Here is a 19,037-nt window from a genome sequence, read left to right as displayed (position 1 = left end):
ATGACGGATCTGGCCGCCCCCGCGCCCGCGGGCGTGATCGAGGAGCATCGCTTTCCCTGCCCGGTCTGCGGCAGCGACATGGGCTATGCGCCGGGTACCGACGCGCTGGCCTGCGGCCATTGCGGCCACCGCGAGACGATCGCGGCGCGCCGCGACCCCGACGCCACGCGCGAGATCGATTTCGAAAGCGCCCGGCGCGGCGACGTGCCGCTCTCCGAGATCGAGGAGACCCGCACCGCCGGCTGCCCCAATTGCGGCGCGCAGGTCGAGTTCGCCTCCGGCACCCATGCCACGCGCTGCCCCTATTGCGACACGGCGGTGGTGGCCGATACCGGCACGCATCGCCACATCAAGCCGCGCGCGCTGCTGCCGTTCGAGATCGACGAGGCGCGCGCGCATGACGCGCTGACCGCGTGGCTCGGCAGCCTGTGGTTCGCGCCGAACGGGCTCAAGGACTATGCCCGCAAGGGGCGGCGCATGAACGGCATCTACGTACCGTTCTGGACCTTCGATGCGCAAACCGAGACCGATTATCGCGGCCAGCGCGGCGACACCTATTACGTCACCCGCACGGTGATGCGCGATGGCAAGCCGACGCAGGTGAGCGAGCCGCGCATCCGCTGGCGCCGGGTGCGTGGCCGGGTGGCGCGGTTCTTCGACGACATCCTCGTGCTCGGCTCGAAATCGCTGCCCAAGGCGCATACCGACAAGCTCGGGCCGTGGGATCTTCCGGCGCTGACCCCCTACCGGCCCGAATACGTGGCCGGTTTCATGGCCGAAGGCTACCAGGTCGAGCTCGACGAGGCCTACACGGAGGCGCGCGAGATCATGGAGGACGTGATCCGCGCCGATGTGCGCCGCGACATCGGCGGCGATCAGCAGCGGATCGACGCGACCGAGACCCGCCTGCGCGACGTCACCTTCAAACACGTGTTGCTGCCGGTCTGGACCGCCGCCTACCGCTACCGCGGCGAAAGCTATGCCTTCGTGGTCAATGCCCGCTCGGGCAAGGTGCAGGGCGCGCGGCCCTATTCCAAGTGGAAGATCGCGGTCGCGGTGGTGCTGGCCCTGATCGTGGCGGCGATTCTCGGTATTTTCGGCTATCTCGGCCAGTAAGCTTGCTTGCGCGACCTCGCGTCAGCCTTCATTGTCCGCGCCGATCCCAAGCGCCCGAACCCCGGAAGGAACCCGCCATGATCCTCGCCTGCGGCGAAGCCCTGATCGACATGCTGCCCCGTCGTACCGAAGACGGCGAGACCGCCTTTGCGCCCTATGCGGGCGGCGCGGTGTTCAATACGGCCATCGCCATGGGCCGCCTCGGCGCGCCGGTGGGGTTCTTCTCGGGCATTTCCTCGGACATGTTCGGCGACCTCCTGCGCGAGACGCTCGAAGCCTCGCGCGTGGACAGCTTTCCGGCGCATATCTCGGACCGGCCCACGACGCTGGCCTTCGTGCGACTCGTCGACGGCCATGCCACCTATGACTTCTACGACGAGAACACCGCCGGGCGGATGCTGACAGAGGCCGACCTGCCCGGACCGGGCGCCGAGGCGCTGTTCTTCGGCGGCATCTCCCTCGTGGTGGAGCCCTGCGCGAGCGCCTACGAAGCGCTTCAGGCGCGCGAGAGCGAAGCCCGCGTCACCATGATCGACCCCAACATCCGCCCGAGCTTCATCCGCGACGAGGCGTCCTACCGCGCCCGGATCGAACGGATGATCGCGCGCGCCGACATCGTGAAGGTCTCGGACGAGGATCTGCACTGGCTCGAGGGCAAGGGCGAGACCGCCGATCTCGCGCGCGCCATGCTCGCCAAGGGCCCCAAGCTGGTCTGCATCACCGAAGGCTCGAAGGGCGCGACCGGCTATACCGCCGAGCACAGCGTCCATGTGCCCGCCCCCAAGGTCACGGTGGCCGACACCGTGGGCGCGGGCGACACCTTCAACGCCGGCGTGCTGGCAAGCCTGCACAAGGCCGACCTGCTCAACAAGGCCGACATCGCCACGCTCGACGAAGACGAGATCCGCGATGCGCTGGCGCTGGGTGCGCAGGCCGCCGCGGTCACGGTGAGCCGCGCTGGCGCCAACCCGCCCTGGGACCACGAGCTTTGAAGGCGCTGGTCCAGCGGGTTTCCGAAGCCAGCGTCACGGTCGATGGCGAGGTGATCGGCCGCTGCGGGCCGGGGCTTCTGGTGCTGGCCTGCGCGATGCAGGGCGACAGCACCGCCCTGCCCGCCAAACTGGCCGCCAAGATCGCCAAGCTCCGCATTTTTCGCGATGACGAAGGCCGCATGAACCGCTCGCTCATCGACACCGGCGGCGGCGCCCTCGTGGTGAGCCAGTTCACGCTGGCCGCCGACACCCGCACCGGCAACCGGCCCGGCTTTTCCTACGCCGCGCCGCCCGAGATCGGCGAGCGGCTCTACCTCGCGCTGGCCGAGGAGCTGGCGATGCTCGGCGTGCCGGTCGAGACCGGGCGCTTCGGCGCCGACATGAAGGTGGCGCTGGTCAATGACGGGCCGGTGACCATCCCGCTGGAGATCACCGGCTAGACCGTCTCAGCAGGGCTGCGCCATCACCAGCACCCAAACCGGGCCTTTGGCGCCCTGCGCGATGCCGACGCCGAACTCCTCGGCCCGGTCGAGCGCCATCACCTGCCGGTGGCCGGGCGACCCCTGCCAGCCGGTGATGATCTGCGCGGGGTCCGGGTAGCCCCAGGCGAGGTTCTCGGCGCTGACCCCGGCGCAATACCCCGTGCGCTCCACCCGGACCCGGTGGTTCGAGCCGTCGCTGCCCCGGTGGCCGAACTGGCCGGTTCGGGCAAGATCGCAGGCCTGCACCTGTGCGGCCCGGGACAATTCGCGGTCATGCGTGACCCGGCCCAGCCCCTGGTTTGCGCGAAACGCGTTGAGACCGGAGGCCACGCGCGTGGCCTTGTCATTGGCATCCGAAGGGAGCGCGCAGCCCCCCGTCGCCGCGGTGGCGGAACCGGCGGCAAGACCGGTGATCGCGGGCGCAAGGCCCAAGGCGGGCAGCGCGGCAAGCGCCGCGGCCATCATGTGTCGTTTCATCGGCTGTCCTCGAACGGTTTTGCGCCCATTCGCAGATCGAATGTGATGCGGACAAGGCGGGCGGAGGCCCTGCCCGCTTTTGAGCGGCCATCCGCGCGCGCCCCAGACCTTCTGGGCGGCAAGCAGCCGGTGACCTGCGTCACGGCGATGCAGGCGATCGGGACCGGAGCGACGCGCCCCGCATCACGGCAGCACCCGCCCCCTCTGGCGCGGCTGCGCGAAGGCACCGGGACCGCCGCGGCCAGCCCGGCGCATCGCGGCCGGATCCCTGCCCGGCGCAGGCCGGGAAAGTCTCCAGTCAGGCCGCGCCGAGACTGACGGTGACACGGTTGCGGCCGGTCGTCTTGGCCGCGTAGAGCGCCGCGTCGGCGCGGCTCATCAGCGCCTCGGCCTCGGTCTCGGGATCGGTCCCGCGCGGGCCGAGCGCCACGCCGACCGAAACGGTGACCCGGCAGCTCCCGCGGGTCTCGGAGATACGGAACGGCGCCTCGCGGATACGGTGACGCAGCCGCTCGGCGGCGCTGCGCGCCTGATCGAGACTGGTGTCGGGCATCGCCACGAGAAACTCCTCCCCGCCGATGCGCGCGAGCAGGTCGGCCGGGCGCAGCCCGTCGCGCAGCCGCGCCGCCACCTGCCGCAACACCTCGTCCCCGGCGGCATGACCATGGGTGTCGTTGACCGCCTTGAACAGATCGATGTCGAGCAGCATCACACCGACCGGGCGGCGCCGCGCCTGCGCGCCCGCAATCAGCCGTGCCAGATGCGGCAGCGCGTAGCGCCGGTTCCACAGGCCGGTGAGCGGGTCGGTCAGTGCCGCCTGCAACCCGTTTCGTTCGGTCGCACGCAGCCGGTCGGCGAGCAGCTTGCGCCGCAGCAGGCGGCGGCCGCGATACGCGATTTCCTCGGGCAGCACGCCGCCGGGCACGATGTCGTCAGCCCCGAGGTCAAGCAGCATCGCCGCCTCCCTGCTTTGATCGGGCAGCAGCACCAGCTGCGCGGCGCGCCGGGTGGCCGAGCGGCTGCGCAGCTCGGCGACGATGCGAAACAAGTCGTTTCGGGCATGGCCGCGCGCGCAGAGCGCCGCGCCGTCGATCACGAACAGGTCCGCGCCGCGCCCCTCCGCGGCAAAGGGCCGATGCGGACCCACCCTGTGCAACGGCCCCGGCAGACCCCAGTCGGCGAACCCGTCTTCCGGCGGGTCCGGTGCGATGACCGTGATGCGCTGTCGCGGCGCAAAGCTGGCGGACGCCTCGGAAAACCCCAGCATCCGGTGCGTCGCTTCGCGCCGGGCCAGCTCGTCCCTGGTGTCGCGGGCGCGCAACAGGTTGCGGATCCGCGCCTGCAGCAGCTCTGCGGGCATCGGCGCATCCGTCACCTCGCAAGCCCCCGCCTCGAGCAGAGCCAGCCGCGCCGCGGCATCGTGCCAGCCGCCCGGCACCACCACCGGCAGCCGATCGCAGCCCGGCCGGCCCCGAAGCCCGCGCAGAAAGCCCATCGCCTCGCGATGCGCCGCCGCGTCGACCGGAAGAATGGCAAGAAGCAGATCGACCGCCGGGTCGGGCAGCCGCGCCAGCACCGACTCGAAGCTGTCGCAGTGGATGCATTCGAACCCGGCCTCCCTCAGGGCTCCGGCCCGCGCCCCCGCATCCGGCGCTGTTTTGTCGATGACCAGGATACGACCCGACATGCACATGTCCTTGTTCGGGCCCGCCGCCCCTTCTCGGGCCTGCGCCCACTCCCGCTTTCAAGGGTCGGCAAGAATGGTTAACAAATGCTTGCATGAGACAGCCCGGAGGACGTCATGAAGCAGGAACGTGCCGAGGTGATCGCGCTGGGTGCGCTGGGGTGGCTGGCGGGGCATGACGCGCTGTGGCCGGTGTTTCTCGGGGCCACGGGTGCCGCCGCCGAAGACCTGCGCGACCGCGCGCCAGAGCCCGATTTCCAGGCCTCTGTGCTGGAGTTTCTCACCATGGACGACGACTGGGTGACCGAATTCTGCGACAAGGCGGGCTATGCCTATGACGAGCCGCACACCGCGATGCTGGTGCTGGCGGGGCCGTCGCGGATGAACTGGACATGACCCCGCGCGGGCTGATCTTCGACAAGGACGGCACGCTCTTTGATTTCCATGCCACATGGGGCGGGTGGTCGCGCGGGCTGATCGAGGCCGAGGCCGATGGCGACGCGATGCGCGCCCAGGCCATCGCCGCTGCGCTCGGCTATGATCTCGACGCGGGGCGCTTCGCGGCCGACAGCCTCGTGATCGCCTCGACCGCGGGCGAGATCGCCGACGCGATGCTGCCGCATCTGCCCGGCCAGGACCGCGCGGCGCTGATCGCGCGGATGAACGCGCGGGCGGCCGAGGCGCCGCAGGTGCCCGCCGTGCCGCTCGCCCCGCTGTTTGCGGATCTCGCGGCGCGCGGCCTGGCGCTCGGTCTCGTGACCAATGATTCCGAAGCCCCCGCCCGCGCCCATCTCGGCGAGGCGGGCGTTGCCGCGGCCTTCGGCTTTGTCGCGGGCGCCGATAGCGGCTTTGGCGCCAAACCCGCGCCCGGCCAGCTTCTGGCCTGCGCGCGGGCCATGCGGCTCGCGCCCGGCGACTGCGCGATGATCGGCGACAGCCTGCACGACCTGCACGCGGCGCGCGCCGCCGGGATGATCGCCATCGGGGTGCTGACCGGCATGGCGCCGCGCGCGGCGCTTGAGCCGCATGCCGATATCGTGCTGCCCGATATCGGCGCGCTGTCCGGCTGGCTGGACGCGCGCAACATCACGAAAGCGTGATCACGACGCGCGCAACCTCTCCTTTCGCGCCATCGTGTCTGCTGGCGTCACGAGGGGCATCACCGCCGCCTCGCAACGTCAGGGAGACGACAACATGACCTTCAAGACCTTTCTCGCCGGCACCGCCATCGCCCTCACCTCGACCATGGCGCTGGCCGAATCCCATGCCGAGACCGGCAACCCGATGGTCGGCGGAGCCGCCATGTTCCCCGAGAAGAACATCGTCGAGAACGCCGTGAACTCGGCCGATCACACCACGCTCGTCGCCGCCGTGCAGGCCGCCGGTCTCGCCGAGACGCTGTCGGGCGAAGGCCCCTTCACGGTGTTCGCACCGACCAACGCCGCCTTCGAGGCGCTGCCCGAAGGGTCGGTCGAGGCGCTGCTCAAGCCCGAGAACAAGGACCGCCTGACCGAGGTCCTGACCTGCCACGTCGTCGCGGCCAACGCGATGTCGGACGCGATTTCGGGGATGATCGCCGATGATGGCGGCATGCATGATGTCGAGACCGTGGGCGGCTGCACCTTCACCGTGTCCGAGGGCGATGACGGCACCATCATGATCACCGATGGCCAGGACCGCACCGCAAACGTGACCATCGCCGACGTGAAGCAGTCGAACGGCGTGATCCACGTGATCGACACGGTGCTTCTGCCCGCTGTCGAGTAACGCCCGGATTTCGGGGCCGTTCCGGTCCCTGCCATGATGATGACGGCCCGCCGCGCCCCTCCGCGGCGGGCCTTTTCGCGCGTTCCTTTCGCCCCCGCGCACGCGGCATGGCGCCGCAACCGGGCCGCCCGGTCTTTCAAATGCGGCCCGAAGAGCGCATGTGAGGGGGACAGCCTACGCCCGAGGAGCCCCGGATGAGCGAGCATCCCGACCAGCCCGACACCGCCCAGGAGGAACGCCAGACCAAGCCCGCGCTGCTGCGCGGCTTTCGCAGGCGCTGCCCGAATTGCGGCGAGGGCGGGCTGTTCCAGGGCTATCTCAAAGTGGTGGACCGCTGCCCGGTCTGCCGCGAGGAGCTGCACCATCACCGCGCCGATGACGGACCGGCCTATCTCACCATCCTGATCGTCGGGCACCTGCTGGCGCCGGTGATCCATGTCGGCTTCACCCATTTCCGCCCCGAACCCTTGGTGATGGCGACGGTGTTGACCGTGCTGGCCGTGGCGCTGTCGCTTTACCTGCTGCCGCGGCTCAAGGGGCTGGTGGTCGGCATCCAGTGGGCGCGGCGGATGCATGGCTTCGGCAAGGCGCATTGATGCCCGGCGCCGTGCCGGTGCGTGACGCGGCGACGATCCTGCTGCTGCGCGACATGGCCCACGGCCCCTCGGTGCTGATGGGGCGGCGCGGCACGCGCGCGGCCTTCATGCCGTCGAAATACGTGTTTCCGGGCGGCGCGCTCGACGCGGCGGATGCGCAGGTGCGCTTTGCCGCCCCGCTCGGTCCGTCCCATGTCGACGCGATCGGCCCGCAGGCGGACGCGCTGGCCGCCTGCGCGATCCGCGAGCTGTGGGAGGAAACCGGGCAGATCCTCGGACGGCCCGGCGACTGGCCCGATGCGCCGCCGGGCTGGCGCGGCTTTGCCCGCTCGGGCCACCGCCCGGATGCGGGCGCGCTGACACCGGTGTTTCGCGCGGTAACGCCGCCGGGGCAGTCGCGCCGCTTCGACGCGCGCTTCTTCGTCGCCCGCGCCGAGGCGCTGGCCAGCGATCCCGACGATTTCTCGGGCGCCGAGGACGAGCTGGCGCATCTGCACTGGGTGCCGCTGTGTCGCACCGGCACGCTCGATCTGCCCGACATCACGCGGCTGGCCCTGCGCGAGTTACAGGCCCGGCTCGACGATCCCGGCGCGGCGCGGCCCGTGCCGTTCTTTCACGGCACGATGGAGGCGCGGGCGATGCGCGGCTAACCGGCCTCCGGCCCGGCGTCGGTTTCGGCCTTGCGCTCGAGCGGGCGGCCCACCGCCGCCCCAGCGCCTTCGGGCCGGGGCAGATGCGCATGCGCCGCCGCGACCTTGTCGAGACGCTCTTTCAGGTCGGCGGGCGGCGCCACGGCGCGGCGGCTGCCAAGGTCGACATGCACCAGCATGTGCTCGGCCGTGGCCACCAGCCGCGAGCTTTCCCACATCCGGTGAAAGACCTGCATCCGGCGCCCCTCGGCCAGAAGCAGCTGCGTGTCGATCTCGATGAGCGCCCCGGCCCGGATCTCGGCAAGGTGCCGGATATGCGTCTCGGCGGTGAAATAGCTGTGACCGCAGGCGATATACTCGGCGTCGCAGCCCACCAGCCCGAGAAACCGGTCCGTGGCGTCACCGAAGGCCTGCAGGTACCGGTGTTCGGTCATGTGCCCGTTGATATCGCTCCAGTCGAGCGGCACGGCCCGCGCGCCGGTGGGCAACGGCCCCGTCAGCGACAACGCATCGAGCCCCTTCGGCGCCCCGTCGATGCGCCGATCGGTCGCGTTCAACAGGCGTCCCGCGCCCCAGTCGCGCGTCTTGAGCCCGCGCAGGATCGACACGAGGTTGGCGTCGCGGATCTGCTCCAGCTCGGCGGTCGAATGGCGGCCCGACTGGGCGTCGGACTGGCTGGCGATCGTCTCGACCAGCTCGTCGGTCAGCTCGGGCATGTCGGTGAGCTTGCTCCATGGCAGGTTCGGCGAGGCGCCAAGCCGGGTCAAAAGCTGGCGCATCCCGGCCTCTCCGCCAGCGATGCGATAGGTTTCGAACAGCCCCATCTGCGCCCAGCGCAGGCCGAAGCCATAGCGGATCGCGTCGTCGATCTCGGCGGTGTCGGCCACGCCGTCGGAGACCAGCCACAGCGCCTCGCGCCAGACCGCCGCGAGCAGCCGGTCGGCGATATGCGCGTCGATCTCGCGGCGCAAAAACAGCGGATGCGCGCCGATGTCGCGCAAGGTCGAACGGATCCGCTCGATCCGCGCCTCGCCGGTGCCGGGGCCGGTGACGATCTCGACCAGCGGGATCAGGTAGACCGGGTTGAACGGGTGCGCCACGACGATCTGGCCGGGCCGGGCCGCGCCCTCGGCCAGCTCCGAGGGGCGAAACCCCGAGCTTGAGGAGCCGATGATTGCGGTCTCGGTGCAGGCCGACTGGATCGCGGCATAGACCTCGTGCTTGAGGTCGAGCCGTTCCGGCACGCTTTCCTGGATCCATTCGGCGCCCTCGACCGCCTCGGCGAGGTCGTCGTGAAAGCTGATTTTGCCCTCATCGGGCAACGCCACGTCCCACAGCCCCGGCATCGACGCCCGGGCACGGCCGAGGATGGCGTTGATCCTGCGTTCGGCGTCGCGGTCGGTGTCGTGGATGCGCACGTTCCACCCCATCAGCGCAAAGCGCGCGGCCCAGCCGCCGCCGATCACCCCGCCGCCGATGATCGCCGCCTTGCGCGCACCGGATGCCACCATGTCTCAGCCCTCCCGCGCGGTCGTCAGCGCATCCGTGTCGTAACTGTTGAAATCGAGCATTTCGCGCGCCGCCCGGGCCCGGTCGGCCCCGGCCTGTCCGGGCCGGTCCATGATCCAGCCATATGCCCCGCCCGGCGCGCCGATCACCGCGGTGCGGAAATCGTCATCGGCCCAGAGCAGCCACCATGGCTGCCCGCCGATCTCGAACCGGCCACGCCCCTGCGCCGTCACCGGCACGAGCCGTGCCGCATCCGCCCCGACAAGACGGGCGACGCCAGCCCCTGCCGCGTCGAGCTGCAGCGTCACGCGGTCGCCAGGTGCAACCGGACCACCGGGATAGGCGGCGGTGACGACCCAGTCGCCGCCAAGGTCATCGGCGGCGCCGCGCAGGCTCGACGCGATGGGCGTGTCGGCGGCGCGGAAGACCGGCGCCGGATCGGGTGCCTCGACCGCGCCGCAGGCCGCGAGCAACGCCAGCGCCGAAAGCGCCGCCACCCGCGTCACGGCTCTGCCCGCGCGCGCCGGGCATGGCGCTGCTTTCCGCGCTCCGATGACGGCAACCTCGCGGGTCATGCTCGGCGGCATCGCGTTTTCTCCTTGCGGGCAGTGGCGGCGCGGACGGTTGCGGCGCCCGAGCCTTGCACGGGCGCCACGCCTCACTCAATAGGGCATCGGGTGCTGCTTGTGGGCGGCGTCGATCTCGGCCGTGACCTCGTCCGACAGCACCACGTCACGGCCCGCGAGGATGCGTGCCAGCTGGTCCGTGTTGCTCGCGCCGAAGATCGGGCAGACCGCGAAGGGCCGCGTGCGCTGCCACGCCAGCGCCATGTGCACCGGGTCGAGACCGTGGCGGTCGGCGATGTCGAGATAGGCCTGTGTCGCCGCCAGCACCCGGTCGGTCTTGCGCCCGCCCAGATCGCCGTTGATCGCGAGCCGCGAACCTTCGGGGATGCCGTCCTGGTACTTGCCGGTGAGATAACCGCAGGCCAGCGGCGAATAGGCCAGCAGCAGCACGTCCTCGTTCACCGCCATCTCGGCCATGTCGGTGTCGTAGAGCCGCGACAGCAGCGAGTATTCGTTCTGGATGCTCGCCACGCGCGGGGCGCCCGACGCCTCGGCCCGGTCGATCCAGCGGGTGGTGCCCCATGCACTTTCGTTCGACAGGCCGAAGGCGCGGATCTTGCCCTCCGCGACCAGATCCTTGAGCGTCGCCAGCACGCCGTCCATGTGGTCGCGGGTGCGGGCCGGGTTCTGGCCCGACGGGTCATAGGACCAGTACTGGCGGAAATGATACGAGCCGCGCTCGGGCCAGTGCAGCTGGTAGAGGTCGATCACGTCGGTCTTGAGGCGGCGGAGCGAGCCTTCGACGATCTCGCGGATGTTGCTGCCATCATAGCCGCCGCCATCGCGCACGAAGCCCGGGTTCGGGCCCGAGGCCTTGGTGGCGATCTTGTAGGCGTCGCGGCGGCCGGTCTTCTCGATCCAGTTGCCGATGATCTCCTCGGTGCGGCCCACGGTCTCGGCCTTGACCGGGTTCACCGGGTACATCTCGGCGGCGTCGAGGAAATCGATGCCGGCATCGAGCGCCATGTCGAGCTGGCGATGCGCGTCGTCTTCGGGCGTCTGGCTGCCATAGGTCATGGTGCCAAGGCACCATTCGCTGACCTCGATGCCGCTGCGGCCAAGGGGGATCTTCTTCATGTCGGGGCCTTCCTGTCCTCGGGCCGGGCGCACGGCCCGGCTGCGAAGCGCAGAGGTAGGGCGTGGCGGGCGGATCGGCAAGCGGTCACGCCCACTGGTCTTGGGCGGGCGGGATCGCTAAACGGGGCCCCGGACGCAGCGAAGGACACCAGCAGCATGGCACGGCATCTCATCACCTCGGCCATCCCCTACATCAACGGGATCAAGCATCTGGGCAACCTGGTGGGCAGCCAGCTGCCGGCCGACCTCTTCGCGCGCTACCAGCGCGGGCGCGGCCACGAGGTGCTCTATCTCTGCGCCACCGACGAACACGGCACCCCCGCCGAGCTCGCCGCCGCCAAGGCCGGAAAGCCGGTGGCCGAATACTGCGCCGAGATGCACGAGACGCAGGCCGAGATCGCGCGCGGCTTCCGGCTCTCCTTCGACCATTTCGGCCGCTCGTCGAGCCCGCAGAACCACAGGCTGACCCAAGCCTTCGCCGCCCGGCTCGACGAAGCCGGGCTGATCGAGGAGCGGGTCGAGACGCAGATCTACTCCAAGGCCGATGGCCGCTACCTGCCCGACCGCTACATCGAGGGCACCTGCCCCAATTGCGGCTTCGAGAGCGCGCGCGGCGACCAGTGCGACAACTGCACCAAGCAGCTCGACCCGGTCGACCTGATCGAGCCGCGCTCGGTGATCTCGGGCTCCACCGATCTCGAGCCGCGCGAGACCAAGCATCTCTATTTGCGCCAGTCGAAGATGCGCGGCGAGCTGTCGGACTGGATCGACTCGAAGGCCGACTGGCCGGTGCTGACCACCTCGATCGCCCGCAAATGGCTCAATGACGGCGACGGGCTTCAGGATCGCGGCATCACCCGTGATCTCGACTGGGGCATCCCGGTCAAGAAAGGCGAGGCCGACTGGCCCGGCATGGAGGGCAAGGTCTTCTATGTCTGGTTCGACGCGCCGATCGAATACATCGCCTGCGCGCAGGAATGGGTCGATGCGGGCAAGGGGGACGACTGGGAGCGCTGGTGGCGCACCGATCGCGGCGCCGACGACGTGCGCTACACCCAGTTCATGGGCAAGGACAACGTGCCCTTCCACACCCTGTCCTTCCCCGCCACCATCCTCGGCTCGGGCGAGCCGTGGAAGCTCGTCGATTACATCAAGTCGTTCAACTACCTGAACTACGACGGCGGCCAGTTCTCGACCTCGCGCGGGCGCGGCGTGTTCATGGATCAGGCGCTGGAGGTGCTGCCCGCCGATTACTGGCGCTGGTGGCTTTTGTCCCATGCGCCCGAAAGCTCGGATGCCGAGTTCACGTGGGAGAACTTCCAGCAATCGGTGAACAAGGATCTCGCCGACGTGCTGGGCAACTTCGTCAGCCGCGTCACCAAGTTCTGCCGCTCCAAGTTCGGCGAGGAGGTGCCCGCCGGCGGCGCTCATGGCGAACGTGAAGAGCAGCTCATCGCCGATCTGGAGCGCCGCCTGCGCGCCTATGAGGGCCACATGGACGCGATCGAGGTGCGCAAGGCGGCGATGGAGCTGCGCGGCATCTGGGTGGCGGGCAACGAATACCTGCAGGACGCCGCGCCTTGGGCCACCTTCAAGACCGACCCGGAAGCGGCGGCGATGCAGATCCGCCTCGCGCTCAACCTGATCCGGCTCTACGCGGTGCTGTCGGCGCCGTTCATCCCCGATGCGAGCGCGCAGCTCATGACGGCGATGAACACCGAGGACGACGCGTGGCCCGGCGACGTGACCGGGGCGCTGTCGGTGTTGCCGGTGGGGCATGGCTTTACCGTGCCGGACGTGACCTTCCGCAAGATCACCGACGAGGAGCGCGAGGACTGGCAGGCGCGCTTCGCCGGCACGCGGGGCTAAGACTCTTCCCGCGCCACCGGTCCCTTGGGGTATCGGTGGCGCGGCACTCGGCCTGTGTGCGGTCGGGCCGAAAGCGCGCAAGGGGGCTCCGCCCCCGCCGCTGGCGCGACGCCTCGGCGTATTTGGGGAACAAAGTCCGCCTCAGCGCCCGGCTTGCAGCGTCAGCTCGACCTCGCGCCGATCGCCGTCATTTTCCAGCGTGACCACCACCGTCTCGCCGACACGGCGGCGGTCGATCTCGGCGAGCAGGTCTTCGAGAGTCGAAACCGGCGTGCCGCCAATGCCCACGATCACGTCGCCCGGCAACAGCCGCCCCCGGCCGAGCCGGGCGGGCTCGATGCCGGCGCGCGCTGCCTCGGAGCCGCGCGCCACTTCGAAAACGACCACGCCCGAAAGCCCCTGCCGGTTCACCGCGGCGTTGAGCCGCGCGTCGAAGCCGAGACCGAGAGTGGGCGGCGTGTAGCGCCCCGTCTCGATCAGCTGCGGCACGACCCGCGCCACGGTCGAGACCGGCACCGCGAACCCGATCCCGGCGCTGGCGCCGGAGGGGCTGAAGATCGCGGTGTTGACCCCGACAAGACGGCCGCGCGCATCGAGCAGCGGGCCGCCGGAATTGCCCGGATTGATCGCGGCGTCGGTCTGGATCAGCCCGCGGATCGTGCGCCCCGCTTCGCCCGGCAGGTCCCGCTCCAGCGCCGAGACGATCCCGGTGGTGAGCGTCCAGTCGAGCCCGAACGGGTTGCCGATCGCCAGCACCGACTGGCCGACCTCCAGCGCCCCCTCCCCAATTTCGGGGCGCGGCAGCGGCGCGGGCAGCGCGCGCCCCTCGATCCGCAGCACAGCAAGATCGTGGCCCGGGGCGCGCCCGACCACCCGCGCCGCAAGCGACCGCCCGTCGGCAAGCTGCACCGTCGCGCCGCTGGCCCGCTGGATCACGTGGTCGTTGGTGACGACATGGCCCGTCGCGTCCCACAGGAAACCCGACCCCGAACCAAGCGGCGCCTCGCCCGTCCGGCGGGTGAAGGGATCGACGGTGCGGGCCGAGGTGGTGATCGCCACGACGCTGTCGCGGGCGCTCTTGAACACCGCGATGGTGCGCTGCTCGGCGGTTTCCAGCGCGGCCGAGGCGGGCGGCAACGGCGCGGGCGGCGGCTCGGGGCTGCCCGCGAAGCGCCCGGCAAAGAAGGCCGCGATGAGCATCAGGACCAGAATGGCCCCGGCAAGGCTGGCACGCATGATCGCTCCCTCGTTCCACATTGCCGCTCCAGCGGCCCGTGCTAGCTGGAGCGATGATCCCGGCCGCCAAGTGGCCGATGCCAATTTCACGGGAGTTATCCTTTGCGACACGTGCTTTCCACCCTCGTGGTTCTCGGCCTGGGCGCGGGGGCCGCCGCCGCCGCCACCTGCGGCAACGACGCCTCCGGCTTCGAACGCTGGAAACAGGAATTCGCCGCCGAGGCGGCGGCGCAGGGCGTCGGACAGTCCGGGCTCAACGCGCTGGCGCAGACCAGCTACGCGCAGCGGACCATCAATGCCGACCGCAACCAGAAAAGCTTCGACTATTCGCTCGACAAGTTCATGCAGGTGCGCGGCGCCGACACCATCGTGGCGCAGGGCCGCGACAAGCTCGCCGCCAATCCCGGCTTCTGGCAAAGCCTCGAAAGCCAGTACGGCGTGCCCTCCGGCGTGCTGATCGCGATCCATGGCATGGAAACCGGCTTTGGCAATTTCATGGGCGATTCCAACGTGCTCTCGGCAATCACGACGCTGGCCTACGACTGCCGCCGCTCCGAGTTCTTCTCGCGCCACGCGCTGGCGGCGCTACAGCTGGTGGATCGCGGCGCGGTGTCACCCGGTTCGATCGGCGCGATGCATGGCGAGCTGGGCCATACCCAGTTCCTGCCGGGCAACATCCTGCGCTACGGCGTGGACGGAGACGGCAATGGCCGGGTCGATCTCACCAACCTGACCGATGCCATGGCCTCGACCGCCAACTACCTGCGCCAGAAGGGCTGGCAGCCCGGCGCGGGCTACCAGGAGGGGCAGCCCAATTTCCGCGTGATCCAGGAATGGAACGCGGCGGGCGTCTACCAGAAGGCAATCGCGCTGATGGCCGCCCGCATCGAAGGCTGACCCGGCCGCACGGGCCGAGGCTCAGGCCTCGGCCTCCGCCCCGGCCTGTGTCTCGATCCGGGCACGGGCCGTCGAAAGCGCGGCGGCCACCTGTCGGCCCAGCGCCGCGATCTCGTCGGTGCCATAGCGTTCGGGCGCGCGGGTCTCCATCTCGCCCAGCGTGATAACCGGTCCGGTCAGGCCAAGCATCGCCGCGCCGCCGCGCAGCTTGTGCGCCAGCGCCGCGACGCCGCCCGCGGTGTCGACCTGCCCGGTCAGTCCCGGTACCGCTTCGTGCCATTCCGCCTCGAAGCCATCGAGCGCGCGGGTCAGCCTTTCGGCCCCGAGCATGCCGAGCATGTCGTCGAAATCATCGACATCGATCGCCGCGCCCTCTTCCGACGCGGTGTCGGGGCCGGTCTCGGGATCGGGATCGGGATCGGTCTCGGGCGCGGTGTCCGGCAAGACGGCAGATGCGGCGGGCGCAGCGGCCATGTCATCGAGAATCCGCCGCAGCACAGGCAGGCGCAGCGGCTTGGCATAGACCTCGGACATCCCGGCCCGAAGCCCGGCCGTCCGCGCCTCGGCCGAGCCATGCGCGGTCAGGCCGATCACCGGCGGGCGCGCTTGGGCGGGGGCGCTGTCGCGAAAGATCCGCATCGCGTCGATCCCGCCCATCACCGGCATCTCGAAATCCATCAGCACGAGGTCGAACGTCTCATCGCGCAACCGCGCGAGCCCCTTGGCGCCGTTCTGCTCCTCGCTGACCTCGTGGCCAAGCTGTTGCAACATGCCGCGCAGCACCATGCGGTTCACCGCGTTGTCCTCGACCACCAGCACCGACAGGCCGGTGCCGGGCGCCGCGGCGGTCAGGATTTCGGGTTCGGGCGCATCGACCGGCGGCGCGACCCGCTGCAACGGCAGCCGCAGCCGGAAGGTGCTGCCGCGTCCGGGCGTGCTGCACACGGTGATGTCGCCCGACATCATCCGCGCCAGCCGCCGCGAAATCGCGAGACCGAGCCCGTCGGACCGGCCCTGGCGCCCCTCGGGGCGGGCGCGGGTGACGAATTCGGCAAAGACGTTTTCCACATCCTCGGGCGCGATGCCGATGCCGGTGTCGCGCACCGCGATCTCGATCGCCGCCGCTTCGAGCCGCAGGATCACGGTGATCCCGCCATGCTCGGTGAACTTCACCGCGTTTCCGATCAGGTTGGTGACGATCTGCGCCACGCGGTTCGGATCGCCCTCGTACCAGATGCCGTGATCCGCCTCGTCGGTTTCCAGTTCGAGCGGCAGATCCTTTTCGGCGGCCAGCGGACGCAGCACCGACATCAGCCGCTCCAGCATCGGGACGGGGGTGAAGGGCACCGCCTCGATCGTCTCCTCGCCGGTCTCGATCCGGGTGATGTCGAGCGATTCGTTGACCAGCTGCAGCAGGATTTCGGCCGAGGCGAGGGCAATGCCCACCTGTCGGCGTTGCTCGGACGTCATCGGCGAGGTGCTTAGCAGGTCGAGCACCCCCATGATGCCGTTGAGCGGCGTGCGCATCTCGTGGCTCATGACTGACAGGAACCGCGACTTGGCGCGATCGGCCCGCTCGGCGGCATCGCGCGCGTCGATCAGCCGGGCCTGCGCCGCCTTGAGATCGGTGATGTCGCGCAGATAGCCGATGAAGACCGGCCCCCTCGGCCCTTCGACGCTGGTGATCACGGCTTCGATCGGGAACACCTCCCCGGTCCTGCGCTGGGCCGCCAGCTCCATCCGCCCGGCGCCGACGAGCTGCCCCATGCCGGTGTCGTGGAACCGGCCGAGCCGCGCCTTGAACCCTTCGCGCCGGGCTTCCGGCACGATGGTTTCATAAACCGGCCGATGCAGGATCTCGTCCTTGTTCCAGCCGAAGATCGCCTCGGCGGCGGGGTTGAAATCGGTGATGCTGCCGTCGCGATCGGTCACCACGATCGCGTCGAGCGACGAGCCGATCACCGAGTTGAGCCGCTCCGCGGTGCGCGACAGCACCCGGTCGCGCTCCATCACCCGGCGGCGCTGCACATCGATCAGCCGCAACAACGCGCCCAGCAGCACCAGCAGCAGCCCGCCCGCCAGCGCCGTCAGCTCCGCCTGCCGGCGCACCTGGTGCCGATAAGCCTCGGCATCCGCGGCGAGGATGTCGAGCCCGTTGAGCGACAGCTCACGCATCACGGGCTGCACCGCGCGCGTTTCCTCGTAGATCTCGACCAGCATGTCGTGCCCGACCGGCCCCATGAACAGGCTGTCGATCCGCGCGGCATAGCTGTCGATCTGGTCCAGCAGCCTCGGCACTTGCGGGTATTCAAGCAACGAGCGCCCGATCTCGCCGTGGCGCACCAGCCCGAGCCGGCTCATCAGGATGTCGAAACGCAGCTGCAACCCGCCGATATTGTCGACCGCCCCGCCATCCGCGATGGCGATCACGTCGCGGGCGAAGATCGCCGTTTCAAGCTCGAGCTGCGCCAGCGTCCACTTGGTGTTGTCGACGCCCGCGCTTTCGAGCTCCCGGATCTGCCGCCCGAGCATCCAGCCCAGCGACAGGACCATGGTCAGGACGATCGCCGCGGCGATCCCGAGCCCGGTGCGGACGTTGAAGCGCCGCCGGCGGCGCGTCGGAAAGGGAGGCTCGATGCTCACAGGCGCGGCCCGCTCACTCCAGCACGACCATCTGCGTCAGTTGCCAGATGCTACGCTTGTAGGTGTCCTCGGTGCGGTATTCGGGGGCGCGGTCATAGGGGTAGACGAGCCAGTACGGCCCCCTGTCGCGGATCGAGAAGGTCCGGCCATCGACCCGCGTCGCGATGATCGGCAGGTCGTCCTCGATATCCGCGAGCGGAATCCGAACCCGGTAATCGTTGAGCGCGACCAGCTCCAGCATGGCGTCGTCCTGCGACAGGCTGTCGCCCAGCCCGGCCTCCTCGAGCAGCACCGCCACCGGCACCCCGGAATAGGTGTTGACCATGTCGGTCCAGATCGTGCTGGTTTCGAAACGCACCTGCGGCAGCGCGTCGAGCGCCTGAAGATCGAAGCTCGTCGTCTCCTCGCCTTCCCGCCCGACCTGCAGCACGTTCGGCTCGATCACGATCGGAATGCTGAACTCGGCGGCGGCGGGGCCGCTCATGGTGGCGGCGATGATCCAGGCGGCGATGGCGCTCTTGCTGGCTATGTGCATGTCGGCCTCATTCGCGAAGCTGTCCCTAACTGTCCCGTCGCATTTCCCGCAGAATGCGCGATCCGCGCGGAATTTGCGATTCCCAATCGTCCCATCGACCGCCTGCCGTGGCAACAAGGACCCATTTCGAAGTGCCGTGAGGAAATCCGGCCATCGGCCTCGGATTCGCCCGTTTCAAGGCGTATCTATTCCCAGTATCCTGGTTTGACCGCCGTCTCGCCCATCCCGGCCAGCCTGCAAAAACATATCGAGAGGACGGAACATGCGTATCCTGATCGCAGATGACCATGACCTGGTACGCGAAATGATGGCCGCCTATCTCGAACGCGACTGCGGCATGAAGGTGGTACAGAGTTCGAGCTATGACGACGCGATGGCCGAGATCGCCCGCAGCGGCCCGTTCGAGCTGGTGCTGCTCGATTACCGGATGCCGGGGATGCGCGGGCTCGACGGGCTGCGCGACGCGCTCAAGGCCTCGGGCGGCAACCCGGTGGCGCTGATCTCGGGCAGCGCCGACAAGAGCGTGGCCGAAGAGGCGCTGGCCGCCGGGGCCGCGGGTTTCCTGCCCAAGACCATGTCGGCCCGCTCGATGACCAACGCGGTGCGCTTCATGACCATGGGCGAAACCTTCGTGCCGGTCGACTTCATGACCGCCAAGGAGGTCGAGAACCCGGCGCTCGCGCATCTCACCCCGCGCGAGAAGCAGGTGCTCGAAGGCATCAAGAAGGGTCAGTCCAACAAGGAGATCGCGCTCGACCACGACATCCAGGAGGTCACGGTCAAGCTGCACGTCAAGACGCTGTGCCGCAAGATGGGCGCCAAGAACCGCACCCAGGCGGCGATGATGGCGCGCGACCAGGAAATGGTCTGACGCCCGACCG

General features: G+C 69.6%; 19 protein-coding genes. 11 read left to right on the top strand and 8 right to left on the bottom strand.

Features of this window, described 5'->3' with window-relative positions; translation table 11 throughout:
- From LOKHON_RS12695 to dtd, 3 genes are all read left to right on the top strand, one after another.
- Window positions 1-1,116 (top strand): TFIIB-type zinc ribbon-containing protein, encoded by a 1,116-nt coding sequence (locus LOKHON_RS12695; protein ID WP_017927043.1) that lies wholly within the window; start codon window positions 1-3, stop codon window positions 1,114-1,116.
- A 77-nt stretch (window positions 1,117-1,193) separates the two neighbouring features.
- Complete coding sequence (locus LOKHON_RS12690) at window positions 1,194-2,108, top strand: carbohydrate kinase family protein (RefSeq protein WP_017927042.1); 915 nt, start codon at window positions 1,194-1,196, stop codon at window positions 2,106-2,108.
- Window positions 2,105-2,548, top strand: coding sequence for a D-aminoacyl-tRNA deacylase (gene dtd, locus LOKHON_RS12685; protein ID WP_017927041.1), 444 nt, complete (start codon window positions 2,105-2,107; stop codon window positions 2,546-2,548). The genes LOKHON_RS12690 and dtd overlap by 4 nt, the downstream gene beginning before the upstream one ends.
- 6 nt (window positions 2,549-2,554) lie before the next feature.
- Here the strand turns inward: dtd and LOKHON_RS12680 are convergent, their stop codons facing one another.
- Together LOKHON_RS12680 and LOKHON_RS12675 are read right to left on the bottom strand one after the other, a co-directional pair.
- Entirely contained in the window at window positions 2,555-3,067 is a 513-nt protein-coding gene (locus LOKHON_RS12680; protein WP_245631461.1) for a CAP domain-containing protein, read from the bottom strand.
- Window positions 3,068-3,365: 298 nt separating this feature from the next.
- Complete coding sequence (locus LOKHON_RS12675; RefSeq protein ID WP_017927039.1) at window positions 3,366-4,754, bottom strand: diguanylate cyclase; 1,389 nt, start codon at window positions 4,752-4,754, stop codon at window positions 3,366-3,368.
- Window positions 4,755-4,868: 114 nt separating this feature from the next.
- On the opposite strand from LOKHON_RS12675, the gene LOKHON_RS12670 reads away from it, so the two are divergent.
- The 5 genes from LOKHON_RS12670 (at window position 4,869) to LOKHON_RS12650 (ending at window position 7,764) form a co-directional block, all read left to right on the top strand.
- Complete coding sequence (locus tag LOKHON_RS12670) at window positions 4,869-5,147, top strand: DUF3572 domain-containing protein (protein WP_017927038.1); 279 nt, start codon at window positions 4,869-4,871, stop codon at window positions 5,145-5,147.
- Complete coding sequence (locus LOKHON_RS12665; RefSeq protein WP_017927037.1) at window positions 5,144-5,851, top strand: HAD family hydrolase; 708 nt, start codon at window positions 5,144-5,146, stop codon at window positions 5,849-5,851. Before LOKHON_RS12670 ends, LOKHON_RS12665 begins: the two co-directional genes overlap by 4 nt.
- A 94-nt stretch (window positions 5,852-5,945) precedes the next feature.
- Window positions 5,946-6,518, top strand: coding sequence for a fasciclin domain-containing protein (locus LOKHON_RS12660; protein WP_017927036.1), 573 nt, complete (start codon window positions 5,946-5,948; stop codon window positions 6,516-6,518).
- A gap of 194 nt (window positions 6,519-6,712) precedes the next feature.
- On the top strand, window positions 6,713-7,114 hold the full coding sequence (locus tag LOKHON_RS12655) for a DUF983 domain-containing protein (RefSeq protein ID WP_017927035.1): 402 nt from the start codon (window positions 6,713-6,715) through the stop codon (window positions 7,112-7,114).
- Entirely contained in the window at window positions 7,114-7,764 is a 651-nt protein-coding gene (locus tag LOKHON_RS12650) for an NUDIX hydrolase (protein ID WP_017927034.1), read from the top strand. The genes LOKHON_RS12655 and LOKHON_RS12650 overlap by 1 nt, the downstream gene beginning before the upstream one ends.
- Here the strand turns inward: LOKHON_RS12650 and LOKHON_RS12645 are convergent.
- From LOKHON_RS12645 to LOKHON_RS12635, 3 genes are all read right to left on the bottom strand, one after another.
- Window positions 7,761-9,275 (bottom strand): carnitine 3-dehydrogenase, encoded by a 1,515-nt coding sequence (locus LOKHON_RS12645; protein ID WP_017927033.1) that lies wholly within the window; start codon window positions 9,273-9,275, stop codon window positions 7,761-7,763. The genes LOKHON_RS12650 and LOKHON_RS12645 overlap by 4 nt on opposite strands.
- A gap of 3 nt (window positions 9,276-9,278) precedes the next feature.
- Window positions 9,279-9,779: a lipocalin family protein gene (locus LOKHON_RS12640; protein ID WP_026147297.1), complete on the bottom strand. Its 501-nt coding sequence runs from the start codon at window positions 9,777-9,779 to the stop codon at window positions 9,279-9,281.
- 156 nt (window positions 9,780-9,935) lie between these two features.
- Window positions 9,936-10,976 carry an aldo/keto reductase gene (locus LOKHON_RS12635; protein ID WP_017927031.1) on the bottom strand — a complete coding sequence of 347 codons (1,041 nt, stop codon included), beginning with the start codon at window positions 10,974-10,976 and terminating at the stop codon, window positions 9,936-9,938.
- Between the two features lie 156 nt (window positions 10,977-11,132).
- Between LOKHON_RS12635 and metG the strand changes: the two genes are divergently transcribed.
- Window positions 11,133-12,845 (top strand): methionine--tRNA ligase, encoded by a 1,713-nt coding sequence (gene metG / locus LOKHON_RS12630; RefSeq protein WP_017927030.1) that lies wholly within the window; start codon window positions 11,133-11,135, stop codon window positions 12,843-12,845.
- A gap of 141 nt (window positions 12,846-12,986) precedes the next feature.
- Here metG and LOKHON_RS12625 read toward each other — a convergent pair whose 3' ends face one another.
- Window positions 12,987-14,102, bottom strand: coding sequence for a S1C family serine protease (locus LOKHON_RS12625; RefSeq protein ID WP_017927029.1), 1,116 nt, complete (start codon window positions 14,100-14,102; stop codon window positions 12,987-12,989).
- A gap of 81 nt (window positions 14,103-14,183) precedes the next feature.
- On the opposite strand from LOKHON_RS12625, the gene LOKHON_RS12620 reads away from it, so the two are divergent.
- Window positions 14,184-14,978, top strand: coding sequence for a lytic murein transglycosylase (locus LOKHON_RS12620; protein WP_017927028.1), 795 nt, complete (start codon window positions 14,184-14,186; stop codon window positions 14,976-14,978).
- Window positions 14,979-14,999: 21 nt separating this feature from the next.
- Here LOKHON_RS12620 and LOKHON_RS12615 read toward each other — a convergent pair whose 3' ends face one another.
- Window positions 15,000-17,621, bottom strand: a complete 2,622-nt coding sequence (locus LOKHON_RS12615) for a hybrid sensor histidine kinase/response regulator (RefSeq protein ID WP_017927027.1) — start codon at window positions 17,619-17,621, stop codon at window positions 15,000-15,002.
- Between the two features lie 13 nt (window positions 17,622-17,634).
- Window positions 17,635-18,156 (bottom strand): putative pterin-binding protein, encoded by a 522-nt coding sequence (locus LOKHON_RS12610; RefSeq protein WP_017927026.1) that lies wholly within the window; start codon window positions 18,154-18,156, stop codon window positions 17,635-17,637.
- Between the two features lie 262 nt (window positions 18,157-18,418).
- Between LOKHON_RS12610 and LOKHON_RS12605 the strand changes: the two genes are divergently transcribed.
- Window positions 18,419-19,027, top strand: a complete 609-nt coding sequence (locus LOKHON_RS12605; RefSeq protein ID WP_017927025.1) for a response regulator transcription factor — start codon at window positions 18,419-18,421, stop codon at window positions 19,025-19,027.
- The last annotated feature ends 10 nt before the right edge of the window (window positions 19,028-19,037 follow it).

Source organism: Limimaricola hongkongensis DSM 17492 (genome assembly GCF_000600975.2).
Classification (GTDB): domain Bacteria; phylum Pseudomonadota; class Alphaproteobacteria; order Rhodobacterales; family Rhodobacteraceae; genus Limimaricola; species Limimaricola hongkongensis.
This window is presented reverse-complemented; position numbering and strand designations above follow the sequence as displayed.